We start from the raw sequence: 11,919 nt of genomic DNA, 5'->3' as shown, positions 1-11,919 counted from the left end.
GCGCCGACTATACGTTTGCGGCCAGCCAGTCGGCGAACAGCCGCGCCTTGGCCGAGGCGTGCGGATGGACCTGCATGGTGAATGCGGAATGGGACGGGACGCTGTCCTGCATCAGCGCGACAAGCCTCCCGCTGCGCAGCAGCCCCGATGCCAGCCCCTCCCATCCCAGCACCGCGCCAACGCTGTCCTCGGCGGCCTGAAGGGCGATCATGTGGTTGTTGACGAAGAACCCCGCGGCAACCGGGGCAGGGCATCCAAGATGGGCGAACCATTCGCTCCAGCCTGCCCAGAGCGCGTTGCTGTGGTTCACATGGATCAGCGGCGCCGCCGCCAGTTCGGCCAGCGTCGAGACATCGTGGCGGGCCGCGAAGTCCGGCGAGCCGAGGGCGAGGATGCGGTCGCGGAACAGCTCGTGCCATTCGTGCCCGTTATCCTCGGGCAGGGCGTAGCCGACCGCGATATCCGAACGCCCGTCCGAGCCGACCACGTCGCTGACGATCTGCGAGACGGAAACCGAAGGATGGAGTTTCCAGAACGACCTGATCCGCGGCATCAGCCAAAGCGCGCTGACGGCGGTGGTCGCCCGCAGGGTCACATCGACGTTTTCGGGGCGCGCGCGAAGCTGGCCGATGGCGTCGGTGATCCCTTCGAACCCCCGGCGGACGGCCACCAGAAGAAACGCCCCCCGTTCCGTCAGCTCGACACCGCGGTGGCGCCTGTTGAACAGCATGCAGCCCAGATCCCGTTCCAGCAGTTTTATCTGGTGGCTGATGGCAGAGGCGGTGACGTTCATCTCGTCGGCGGCAACCTTGAAGCTGCCATTCCGCGCCGCCGCCTCGAAGCAAATGAGCGCGGTCATCGAGGAGAAATCGTGAGGGCTTCGCATCTTGGACCTCGCATGAAATCAGATCAACCCAGATGAATTTTTTCCCAGTTGTCAACTGTCGGGCCCGAGGCGGAACATGACAGCAATATGTCATTCAGCCCAGGTGCCAAATGAATGCTCCTAATCCCGATATCCAACAACTCCTTGCACGCCGCGTCCCGGGTTATGCGCTGGAACAGCCGTTCTACACCTCGCCCGAGATCTATCAGCAGGATCTGGAAAACATCTGGTGTCGCGAATGGCTTTACGCCATTCCCGCGTGCCAGCTGACCAAGGGGGGCGCCTATGTCACCCTTCAGATCGGGGCGTATAACGTCATCATCGTGAAGGGCCGCGACAACGAAATCCGCGCCTTCCACAATTCTTGCCGTCATCGTGGATCGATGGTGTGCAAATCGCGCGAAGGCAAGGTTGCGAAACTGGTCTGCCCCTACCATTCCTGGACCTATGATTTGGACGGCAAGCTGCTTTGGGCCGACAAGATGGACGCCGATTTCGACCCGTCCAAGCACGGCCTTCGCAACGTCGCGCTGCGCGAGGTCAGCGGTCTGGTCTATATCTGTCTGGCCGACAGCCCGCCCGATTTCGAGGAATTCGCCCAGAAGGCCGCGCCTTATCTGGACGTCCACGACCTGCGCGATGCCAAGGTCGCCTTCACCTCCACCATCGTCGAGAACGGCAACTGGAAGCTGGTGTGGGAGAACAACCGCGAATGCTACCATTGCAGCGCAAACCATCCTTCGCTTTGCCGGTCCTTCCCGCTGGACCCCGAGATGTCGGGGATCATGCCCGACGGCAGCATTTCGGCCAAACTTCAGGCGCATTACGACCGCTGCGAGGCGGCAGGCGCCCCGGCAAGGTTCCTGATCAACGAGACAGGCCAGTTCCGGCTGAGCCGCGTGCCGCTGGAGGGTGAGGCAGTCAGCTACACGATGGATGGCAAAGTGGGCGCGACCAAGCCGCTGGGACGCGTGACGGTGCCGGATGCGGGAACGTTGCTGGTCTTCAACTATCCCAGCACGTGGAACCACTTCTTGCCCGATCAGTCGATGACCTTCCGCGTCACCCCCATCAGCCCGACCGAGACCGAGGTGACGACGACATGGCTTGTCCACAAGGATGCGGTCGAGGGCGTGGATTACGACCTGAACCGCCTGACCGAAGTCTGGATCGCCACCAATGACGAAGACCGCGAGGTGGTCGAAACGAACCAGATGGGCATCAACTCTCCCGCGTTCATCCCGGGCCCGTATTCGAGCCATTGGGAAAGCGGCGTGATCCAGTTCACCGACTGGTATGCCGCCGCGCTGGAACGGGCGCTTGCGCCGAAACGCATGGCTGCCGAATAGATGAACGTCCTGACCAAACCGCGGCTGGCATTCTGGACGGATGCCGAGGAACTGGAATGCACCTCCTTTCTGAAGGAGGCGCCCAATGTCATGACCTTCAGCTTCCAAAGCCCGTCCGGCGCGCTGTTCAACTTCGATCCGGGGCAGTTCCTGACGCTGGAACTGCCCACCGCGGATGGTCCGGTCCATCGCACCTATACGATCTCGTCCTCGCCCTCGCGTCCGACATCGCTGACGGTGACGGTCAAGGCGCAGCCGGATTCGATCGGCACACGCTGGATGTTCGACAACCTGCGTCCGGGAATGCGCCTCAAGGTGCGCGGCCCCGGCGGAGGGTTCTCGATGATGAACCACCCGGCCGCGAAATACCTGTTCATCTCGGCTGGGTCGGGCATCACGCCGATGATGTCGATGACGACCTTCCTTTACGATTCCGGCCGGCCGTCCGACATTGTCTTCGTCAACTGCGCCAAGCGCCCGTCCGAGATCATCTTTCGCGAACGGCTTGAACATATGGCCTCGCGCGTGACGGGGATCGATCTGAAATGGATCGTGGAGACGACCGACCCCTATCAGCCGTGGACCGGCTATCGCGGGTTTTTCAACCAGTTGATGCTGGGCCTGATCGCGCAGGACTATCTGGAGCGCGAAGTGTTCTGCTGCGGCCCCGCGCCGTTCATGCAAGCCGTCCGCGATGCGCTGACGGGCCTTGGCTTCGACATGGACCGCTATCATCAGGAAAGCTTCGGCGGCCCGCTGCGCGAGGTCGAGAGAGTTCCCGACGATGTCCTTCCACAGGATGACGCCACCGCCGTCGTGACCTTCGCAGGGTCCGGAAAGGTGGCGAAATGCGCCCAGACGGACACGATCCTGATGGTCGCCCGCGCGGCGGGCATCCCACTGGCCACCGGCTGCGGCATGGGCATCTGCGGCACCTGCATCGTTCAGAAAACATCCGGGCAGGTCCATATGGTCCATAACGGTGGCATCACCGACGAGGATGTGGAGGCCGGATACATCCTCGCCTGCTGCTCGCACCCGATAGGGGATGTGGAAATCGACCTTTAACCTCCGATCCACGAATGTCGGGCGGCCATCTTAACCCGTCTCTCTCGCGCAGTATCTCGCCCCGATATTGCGCCGCAGGGAGGGAATGGAAACTTCCGGCGATGCGGATGCAGCAAAGCTGATCTGCCGCGCGGGTGAAGCAGATTCCTCAGCCGCGATAGATCCGCGCACGGTCCGCGATGCAAACGATATGAGGATGCAGCCCTGTCCCGATCTTCTTTCGGGGAATGATCATGCTGACGAAACATCAATCATCCACCGTCACGAACACTTCGCCCAATAAAGGCGCGGCCGACATTGTTCGACCGGGGCGGGCGTGACCGAAGCTCTGCGTGCCTATCTGAAGATTGCTCGTGATTTCGGGATCAACCCGGCGCAGCTTGCCATCGCCTATGTCACCAGCCGTCAGTTCGTGACCTCTAACATCAACGGCGCGACGAACCTGGGGCAGCTGCACGCCGACCTGCGGGCCAGCGCCGTGCAGATCACGGCAGAGATCGAGGCCGTCCACCAGATCCACCGCGATCCTGCGCCGTGACGTCGAAACGGGCCCCGCCTTCTGCAGGGCCCGTGCGGTCTTACCAGCTTTTGCGCAACGTCGCCCGGATGGTGCGCTCGTCGCCATAGAAGTTCGCGATGTTGTCGAAGTTCTTGGTGGCGATGTATTCGCGGTCGAACAGGTTGTTGACGTTCAGCGCAATCTCGGTGCCCTCGCCAAGCTGATAGCTTGCCATCGCATCGAACACGACGGCCGATCCCAGCTTGGTGGTGTTCGCATCGTCCGCGAAACGCGCCCCCGTAAGGCGCGCACCGCCGCCGATCTTCAACCCGTCGATGGCCAGGCCGTCCCCAAAGGTGTAGTCCGCCCAGACCGACGCCGAATGCTTTGACGTCAGCTGCGGGACGTTCCCGTCGGTTTCCGGCGCCGAGCCACGCACGATTTCCGCATCCCAATAGGAATAGCCCACCAGCAGGTTCGTTGCGTCGTTGATCGCCATCCGCGCTTCGATTTCCGCGCCTTTGACGTTCGTCTCTCCGATCTGGGTGGTGACGAAGGCACCATCGACAGTCTCGGTCCGCGGGGCGTTCTTTTGCGTCAGATCGAAGATCGCGAAGCTGATGAGGGCATCGCCGCCACCGGGACGGTATTTTACGCCCGCTTCAAGCTGCTCACCTTCCTGCGGTTTCAGCGCGCCGATGGAGGCATTGTAGAAACCGGACACCGGGTTGAACGATTCCGAATAGTTGGCATAGAAGCTAAGATCCGGCGTCGCCTTGTAGGTGAGGCCCGCGCGTTTGGTGAAGGCCGTCTGCGTGCTGTCCTGCTCGGGTGCGGTCAGAACCTCGGTCTCCACTCGGTCGTGCCGCCCGCCCAGCGTCACGATCCAGCGGTCGTCGAAGGTCAGCTCCTGCTGCAGATAGATGCCGGTCGCCTTCTGCTTCATCGCCAGCAGCGATTCATTCGGCAGGGAAATGCAATCGGGTCCGCAATACACGGGGTCGTTCGGATCGACCGCGCCCGCCGTGCCGGTCCGGCTGAATTCCCGCAGGTCGTCATCGGTGTAATCCGCGCCCAGCAGCGTCCGGCTTTGGATGTCGCCGAAGCTGGTATCGTATTGCAGCTGGTTGTCGATGGCGAAGCGGTCGATCTCACCGTCGAGGTGATAGGCGTTGCGATATGTGCGGTCCTCGACGGGGATGAGGGGATTGCCTTCCGCATCGACCCCGGATTGGCCATCCCAATAGACCTGCTTGTAGACCATCTCGATGTTCGACTGGCGGGCGTTCTGGCGGAAGGTCAGGCCGTTGCCGAAATCGTGGCTGAACTCGTAGCCGAAGCTGCGCTCGTCGCGGTCCATGTCGCCGAACCCCGGCTCTCCGAAATAGGTGTCGCGCGGGGCGGTCGAGCCGACGGGGATCGAGTTGCCCGAGTTTCCGTCGCTGTCGAACCAGTTCGCCAGCAGCGTGAGCGAGGTCGCAGCCGTGGGCTTCCAGCTGAGCGCACCGGCCAGATAACGCGCGTCGTTGTCCTGAAAGTCGGTATCCTCCTTGGCATCCTTGACCTTTGCCGTCAGGCGATAGGTCCAGACACCGTCCGCATCCAGCGGCGCGCCGAAATCGGTGCCGATCTCGGCATGGTCCTCGCCCACGGTGGTATAGACCTCGCCGAAGGCCAGATCCTGCGGACGTTTGGTGATGACGTTCACCAGACCGCCCGGACCGTTCAGCCCGAACAGGGTCGAGGTCGAACCCTTCAGCACGTCGATCCGCTGGACCGAATAAGGTTCGATCTTGCCGCCGGTGAAGTTAAAGGACCGCAGCGGCAGCCCGTCACGATAAGTGCCTGCGCTGTTGGCCGAAAAACCCCGGATGCGGAAGAAGTCGTATCGGTTGTCCGAGCCGTATTCGTCCACCGACACGCTGCCGGTATAGGCCAGCGCCTGCATCAGGTTATCGGGCGCGCGGGTCCGCAGTTCCTCTTGCGTGACGACGGAAACCTGCGCGGGGATGTCGATGATCTCGGACACGGTCTTGCTGCCGGTCGCGGTATAGCCTGCGACGACGGTGTTGTCCTCGCCGAAGACCGAGGCGCCCTGAATATAGATGGGGGCAAGAAGGATGTCGCCGGACGTGTCCTGCGCTGCCGCCGCGACCGGGCCAAGGGCCGCGCCGGAAAGAAGGATGGCAAGCGCGACGCGGCGCTGCCTGCGGGATTCAGATGCCATGAGGCACTCCTGTCTGATGGACTGAGCTGGCTCGATCCCGCGGGGGTCTGGCTGGCGTTTGATTGGGGCGGTTGTCAGGATCGGCGGAGCAACAGGACTTCGGCGAGGTCTGCTGGGGTCATGTTGTTCGCATAGGCTCCGATCGAACTGGTTCCGGGATGGGGCCGAAACGCGTCCTGCCGAAGCTGGCAGCTAGCATAACTCGGCGCCGTCGGTATTGCACCAATCGACTGCCTTTGGCATCAGGGGCGCGTCTCCTGCGCCACTCGCCGCAGCCCCCCGGGCGTCGCACCGACATAGGCGCGAACCGCGCGGGTGAAATGCGCCTGATCCGTGTATCCCAGTTGCAGCGCGATCTCGTGCAGCGGCAGGGCGGTCTGCTCGATCATCTCGCAAGCGCGCTGGGCGCGCAGGCGGGCGATCCAGGCTTGGGCGGACAGGCCCATGCCGGCACGGAAACGGCGGTTAAACCAGCTTTCCGAAAGCTCCACCACCGCCGCAAGTTCCGCCGTGCCGATGCGCCGGTGCAGATGGGCCAGCACATGTTCGCGCAGACGCCTCATCTGCGCGCCGCCCAGACGCGGATCGGCCGGAGTGCGGGCCGTATCGCCGAAAAGCCCGCCCAGAAGGGCCTGCACGAGGCCCAGCACATAGACCTCGCCATGTTTCGGGGCTGCGACTTCGGCGGCCAGAAGTTCCGAGATGACCAGCAGATCGCCCGGCTCGCGCCGTTCGACCATGACGCGCAGCGCGGCAGCGGCGGCGATCTTGCCCATCCGCCCCGCAAGCATCCCCTGCGCCAGCCCCGGAGAGAGATACAGGTCAAGGTGCCGGAAGCCGATGGCCGCAGAGAATGCGGTCCAGCTGGGCATTCCTGGCGGCACATAGGCGATCCGCGCCATCGGGCGGCTCGCAGTGCTGCCCTCGTCATTGGTGATGCGGATCGCATCGCCCACATCGTCGAAGAAGACGATGATCCGCGGGTTGTGCGAGGCATAGAAGCCACTTGCATCGGGCTTTGCCCGGGCATGCCACAGATCGGCGATCACCGTGTCGAAATGGCGATAGCGCAGCGGCGCCGTCACCTCGATCCCCTCGGTCCGATAGGTCAGGTTGCGCGAGAATCCCATCCATCGTCCTTCGGCCTGCGGTCGGATCGACATTTACATCGGCCCCGCGCGGCGTTCCATCGCGCAATATGGCATAATCTTCGATCTTCGCACTCAATACGGCAGGATATCGCGGCCGTTCGCGCATAAACTTTCCCAAAACGTGGGAGAGCGCCAGCCGGATGGGACAGGGCAAGCCGCAAATGTCGGCAGAGCAGCGGATGGAGGCGTTTCTTGCCAAAGGCTCCGCCACTGCCGAGCAAAGGCTGAAGATCGACGCCTATAACGCACAGACGCAGCCGATCGGGCTGGCGCAGCGCCGCCTGCTGCATGAATTGACCGTCAGCGTGCTTTGGCCTCACCGCGATCACGATCTGGATCTGTTCCTGTCGCTGGGGCAGGGGTATCTGGCCACGGACGAGATCGGTAGACCCGTGGGATCGGCGATGTATTTCGCGATGGGCGAGGATTTCGCGATGCTGGGGATGATGGTCACGGCGCCGCGTCTTCAGGCACTGGGCGCGGGGCGCTGGCTGTTGCAGAGCATCATGCGCGATTGCGCAGGGCGCGACCTGCGGCTGAGCGCGACGCGGTCGGGATACCGGCTGTATGAGACGGCCGGATTCACCCCGGTCGGGATCATCCACCAGCAGCAGGGCATCGCCAAGGCCCCGCCCGTGGACCCGGTGCGGGGGCTGGCGATCAGGCCGCTGGAGGATGCCGACGGCGACGCGCTCCGCGATCTGGACGAGGCTGCCTATGGGGCCTCGCGCAGACATGTGATTGATCGGTTGATGCCGCTTTCGACCGGGACGGTGGCGCTGCGGGATGGCGCGCTGCGCGGCTTTGCCCTGACGCGGCGGTTCGGCAGGGGGGCGGTCATCGGGCCGGTCGTGGCCGAGGATGACGAGATGGCGATCCAGCTTGTCGCGCCGCTGATCCGGACGGGAATGTTCATGCGGCTCGACACGCCTGTCGAAAGCGAGCGGTTCACTGCCTTCCTGAAGGACGCAGGCATCGTTCCGTTCGACACTGTGACGGAAATGCGGATCGGCCCGCACCGGCGGGCGACCAGCGGGGCCATCACCTATGGCCTCGCCTCGCATTCGCTAGGATAGGCGGTCTTTCAGCCCGAACCACATGCCAACCAGCGGCAGGAACCACGGCCTGCCGCTATGCGCGGGGATCGCGGGCCAATCCATGCCCGCCAGTGGGTTCGTATCCCGACCCATCGCCATATCCGCCAAAGAGTGTCCGACAAGCGTGGACATCTGCGCCCCGTGCCCGGAATAGCCCATGCCGAACAGCATACCCTCCGCCTCTCCGGCACGCGGGAAGCGGTCCTTGGTCATGTCCACCAGCCCGCCCCAGCAATAGTCGATCTGGACATCCGCCAGCCGGGGAAAGATCGACGCCATCGACCGGCGCAGGATCAGCCCCGATTTCGCATCCGAGGTCTGGTCCGACCGCGACGAGAAGCGCGCCCGCCCGCCGAAGATCAGCCGGTTGTCGGGCGACAGGCGGAAATAATTCCCGATGTTCAGCGATGTCACGCAAGTGCGGTTGCCGGGCATGACGTCCGCCGCTTCGGCATCCGTCAGGGGCCGTGTCGCGACGATGAAGGACCCGACCGAGATGATGCGGCGTCGGAAGTATTTCAGCGTTGGGGTCGTGCCATATGCCCCCGTTGCCGCGATGACGCGGCCCGCGCGCAGGGCTCCGCGCGGCGTCTGCAGCTCCCACCCGCCCTGAACCTGCTTGCGGGCGATGACGGGGGCGTTTTCCCAGACCAGCGCGCCACGCCTATGCGCCGCCGCCGCAAGGCCGTTGACGTAGCGGCCCATATGCATCATCGCCGATTTGCGATACAGCATCGCGCCGTGAAACGCATCCGATCCGACCTCGCCCGCCAGATCGGCCTTCTCCAGCCATGCGGTGTCGGGATCGACTTCGGCATGGATCAGCTCGAAGTTCGCGCGCAGCCCCGCGACATGGCTGGCCTTGGACGCCAGCTTCAGCTTGCCCGAGCGGCGAAAGTCGCAGGCGATGCCTTCTTCGGCGATGGTCTGCTCGATCAGGTCGATCGAGCGGTCATAGGCGTGGTAGAGCGCATGGGCGCGCGCATCGCCCAGATGCGCCTTGGCGGCGGCATAGCCATGCGCGATCCCGTTGTTCAGATGCCCGCCATTGCGTCCCGACGCGCCCGCACCGACATGCGCGCCCTCCAGCACGGCGACGCGCACCCCCGCCTTCGCCAGCTTCAGCGCGGCGGAAAGTCCGGTGAACCCCGCGCCGATCACGGCGACGTCGAAGCTCCCTTCGACCGGGCCTTGCTGCCCATCGGCGAAGGGCACTGCGCTGTCATGCCAGTAGGACGCGTATTTCACAGCCCGACCACCTCGGCCAGGCCAGAGATGTCCTTCACCTCGGTATAGCCGTAATAGGGGTTCGCGGGTTCGTGGCCGCGGTTCACCCAGACCTTGTTCCGGATGCCCAGATCATGCGCCGTCATCAGGTCATAGCGGAAGCTGGACGAGACGTGCAGCACATCCTCGGGGCCGCAGCCAAGCTGGTCGAACATATATTCGAACGCCTGCATCTGCGGCTTGTAGGCCCCTGCGCTTTCGGCGGTGAACACATGGTCGATCGGTGCGCCAAGGCGCGCGATATTGTGCGGGATCTGGACGTTCATGGAATTGGTCAGCGCCACCAGCGGGATCTTTCCGGCGATGCGCTGAAGGCCCGCGGGCACGTCCGCATGCGGGCCCCAGGTCGGCACGCGGTCATAGATATCCGCGGCAACGGCAGGATCGAAGGCGACACCGTTGCGCTTGCAGGTGCGCTCCAGCGAATTGTGCACCACCTCGGCATAGGGTTTCCACGCGCCCAGCACCTCGTCCAGCCTGTATGCGGCGAAATCGGCGATGAAGCCGTCGATCCGATCGCCCAGCGCCGCGCCGTAATGGTCGCGTGCGGCTCCGGCCATGTCGAAGAAGATCATCGTGCCGTGGCAGTCGAAAGTGATGAGTTTGGGGCGGAAGGTCATCTCGTCTCTCCGGGCGTTCCTGTTCTCCATCACCATCGCCCCGCTTCGGCAACACGGATTGCCGCAGTCCGGGCTTTGGGCGCAGGATATTGCGTATTCGCCCCCCGATGCGGCAGCGGATGCCGCCGCGCCCGGAACAACGGTGCCGCCCATGTGCGCGCGCCGGTCATGGTGGGTGGGCAACGAAAGGATATGACATGAGCCTGCTGCACCGCATCGAACCCACGCCCGCCTTCGCCCCGCGCGAGGACCTGCCCGCCCCGGACCGTCTGGTGGAAGGTTCGCCGTCGTTCAAGACATGGCCGCTGGACGAATCCAATGGCACCTGGACCCAGACCCGCACCGGCATCTGGGAGGCGACCCCCGGCACCACCCGCTCGATCAAGGGCGAAGCGTTCGAATTCTGCCACCTGCTGGAAGGCGAGGTCGAGATCACCGAGGAGGGCGGCGAGATGCAGCGCTTCGTCGCGGGCGACAGTTTCGTGATGAAGCCGGGCTTCGTTGGGCTGTGGAAGACGATCCGCACCGTCCGCAAGATCTACGTCTTCGCATCATGACCCCCGAGGCGATGCTGGCCCGGCTGGTTGCATTCCCCAGCGTCGTGGGCACACCCAATGGCGCGTTGATGGAATTCGTGGCCGATCACCTGCGCGGGCACGGCATCGCCCCGACGCTTCTGCGCGGGCCGGAGGGAGACCGTTTCAACCTGTTCGCCACCATCGGCGATCCCTCGCGCGCGGGGGTGATCCTGTCGGGTCATGTCGATGTCGTCCCGGCGGGCGAGCCGGAATGGCTGGCCGACCCCTTCACCCTGCGGGAAGATGGCGATCGGCTGATCGGGCGCGGGGCCTGCGACATGAAGGGCTTCGTGGCGGCGGTGCTGTCCTCGGTGCCGGAGTTGATCGCATCTGGGGCGACCGTCCATATCGCGCTGTCCTATGACGAGGAAGCGGGATGCCGGGGCGTGCCGCATCTGATCGCCGCGCTTCCGGACCTTTGCGCGCCGCCCTCGGGCTGCATCGTGGGCGAGCCATCAAGGCTGGTGCCGGTGCTGGCCCATAAGGGAAAGGCGGCGATCCGGCTGATCTCCAAGGGGCGTCCGGCCCACAGCTCGCGCCCCGATCTGGGCATCAACGCCATCCATGCGCTGCTGCCCGCCCTGACCGCCGCCGAGGCGCAGGCCCGCGCGCTGGAGGACGGGCCGCAGGATGCGCGCTTCGTTCCGCCTTATTCCACGATCCAGATAGGCACCGTCAAAGGCGGGCAGGCGCTGAACATCGTTCCCGGCCATGCCGAGGCGGAGGTGGAGGCCCGCGCGATCCATGGCGTCGATCCCCGCTCGCTTCTGGGCCCGGTGCTGGCGGCAGGTGTTGCGGCGGAATGGCTGTCCTCCTATCCCGCGCTGGCTTTGGACCGTGCCGATCCACTGGCCGATCTGATGACGCGGGTGACGGGGCAGGAACCACTTGGCGCGGTCAGCTATGGCACCGAAGCGGGGCTGTTCCAGCAGGCGGGCATTCCCGCGATCATCTGCGGACCCGGCGACATTGCCCGCGCCCACCGCCCCGAGGAATACCTGACCCGCACCGAGCTGCACGAGGCCTGCGCGATGATCCGGGCGGTCGCGGCGGGGTGACGGCATTTTCTGCGGCGGCCTGTGATGCTTCCGCAGCAAACTGCCGCCCGCCGCGCGCAGAAGGGCGATCATGCCGGAACGCCCGACCTAGGCTGGATC

At 64.4% G+C, this 11,919-nt stretch carries 12 protein-coding genes; 7 read left to right on the top strand and 5 right to left on the bottom strand.

Annotation, left to right across the window (positions count from 1 at the left end; translation table 11 throughout):
- Positions 1-7: 7 nt before the first annotated feature.
- Positions 8-859: a LysR substrate-binding domain-containing protein gene (locus E2K76_RS09875; RefSeq protein WP_246032932.1), complete on the bottom strand. Its 852-nt coding sequence runs from the start codon at positions 857-859 to the stop codon at positions 8-10.
- A gap of 137 nt (positions 860-996) precedes the next feature.
- Between E2K76_RS09875 and E2K76_RS09870 the strand changes: the two genes are divergently transcribed.
- The 4 genes from E2K76_RS09870 (at position 997) to E2K76_RS09860 (ending at position 3,841) form a co-directional block, all read left to right on the top strand.
- Positions 997-2,235, top strand: coding sequence for an aromatic ring-hydroxylating oxygenase subunit alpha (locus tag E2K76_RS09870; protein ID WP_136684132.1), 1,239 nt, complete (start codon positions 997-999; stop codon positions 2,233-2,235).
- Positions 2,236-3,303, top strand: coding sequence for a 2Fe-2S iron-sulfur cluster-binding protein (locus tag E2K76_RS09865; RefSeq protein ID WP_136684131.1), 1,068 nt, complete (start codon positions 2,236-2,238; stop codon positions 3,301-3,303).
- 85 nt (positions 3,304-3,388) lie between these two features.
- Positions 3,389-3,586, top strand: coding sequence for a hypothetical protein (locus E2K76_RS20595; RefSeq protein ID WP_220432201.1), 198 nt, complete (start codon positions 3,389-3,391; stop codon positions 3,584-3,586).
- A gap of 33 nt (positions 3,587-3,619) precedes the next feature.
- Entirely contained in the window at positions 3,620-3,841 is a 222-nt protein-coding gene (locus E2K76_RS09860; RefSeq protein ID WP_136684130.1) for an aldo/keto reductase, read from the top strand.
- A gap of 40 nt (positions 3,842-3,881) precedes the next feature.
- On the opposite strand, the gene E2K76_RS09855 is transcribed toward E2K76_RS09860, so the two are convergent.
- Together E2K76_RS09855 and E2K76_RS09850 are read right to left on the bottom strand one after the other, a co-directional pair.
- Entirely contained in the window at positions 3,882-6,029 is a 2,148-nt protein-coding gene (locus E2K76_RS09855) for a TonB-dependent siderophore receptor (protein ID WP_136684129.1), read from the bottom strand.
- A 242-nt stretch (positions 6,030-6,271) separates the two neighbouring features.
- Positions 6,272-7,159: an AraC family transcriptional regulator gene (locus E2K76_RS09850; RefSeq protein WP_169053257.1), complete on the bottom strand. Its 888-nt coding sequence runs from the start codon at positions 7,157-7,159 to the stop codon at positions 6,272-6,274.
- 161 nt (positions 7,160-7,320) lie between these two features.
- On the opposite strand from E2K76_RS09850, the gene E2K76_RS09845 reads away from it, so the two are divergent.
- Positions 7,321-8,256 carry a GNAT family N-acetyltransferase gene (locus E2K76_RS09845; protein WP_136684127.1) on the top strand — a complete coding sequence of 312 codons (936 nt, stop codon included), beginning with the start codon at positions 7,321-7,323 and terminating at the stop codon, positions 8,254-8,256.
- Here the strand turns inward: E2K76_RS09845 and E2K76_RS09840 are convergent.
- Both E2K76_RS09840 and E2K76_RS09835 read right to left on the bottom strand, forming a co-directional pair.
- Positions 8,248-9,525: an NAD(P)/FAD-dependent oxidoreductase gene (locus E2K76_RS09840; RefSeq protein WP_136684126.1), complete on the bottom strand. Its 1,278-nt coding sequence runs from the start codon at positions 9,523-9,525 to the stop codon at positions 8,248-8,250. The two genes, E2K76_RS09845 and E2K76_RS09840, sit on opposite strands and share 9 nt — an antisense overlap.
- A complete protein-coding gene (locus tag E2K76_RS09835) occupies positions 9,522-10,184 on the bottom strand; it encodes a haloacid dehalogenase type II (RefSeq protein ID WP_136684125.1) in 663 nt (220 codons plus the stop codon). The genes E2K76_RS09840 and E2K76_RS09835 overlap by 4 nt, the downstream gene beginning before the upstream one ends.
- Positions 10,185-10,381: 197 nt before the next feature.
- Between E2K76_RS09835 and E2K76_RS09830 the strand changes: the two genes are divergently transcribed.
- Together E2K76_RS09830 and argE are read left to right on the top strand one after the other, a co-directional pair.
- Positions 10,382-10,741 (top strand): cupin domain-containing protein, encoded by a 360-nt coding sequence (locus tag E2K76_RS09830; protein WP_136684124.1) that lies wholly within the window; start codon positions 10,382-10,384, stop codon positions 10,739-10,741.
- Positions 10,738-11,820 (top strand): acetylornithine deacetylase, encoded by a 1,083-nt coding sequence (argE, locus tag E2K76_RS09825; protein WP_136684123.1) that lies wholly within the window; start codon positions 10,738-10,740, stop codon positions 11,818-11,820. The genes E2K76_RS09830 and argE overlap by 4 nt, the downstream gene beginning before the upstream one ends.
- The last annotated feature ends 99 nt before the right edge of the window (positions 11,821-11,919 follow it).

This window comes from Falsirhodobacter xinxiangensis (assembly GCF_004959935.1).
Lineage (GTDB): Bacteria > Pseudomonadota > Alphaproteobacteria > Rhodobacterales > Rhodobacteraceae > Falsirhodobacter > Falsirhodobacter xinxiangensis.
The sequence above is the reverse complement of the archived record's forward strand: the minus strand, read 5'-3'. Positions and strand labels throughout refer to the sequence as shown.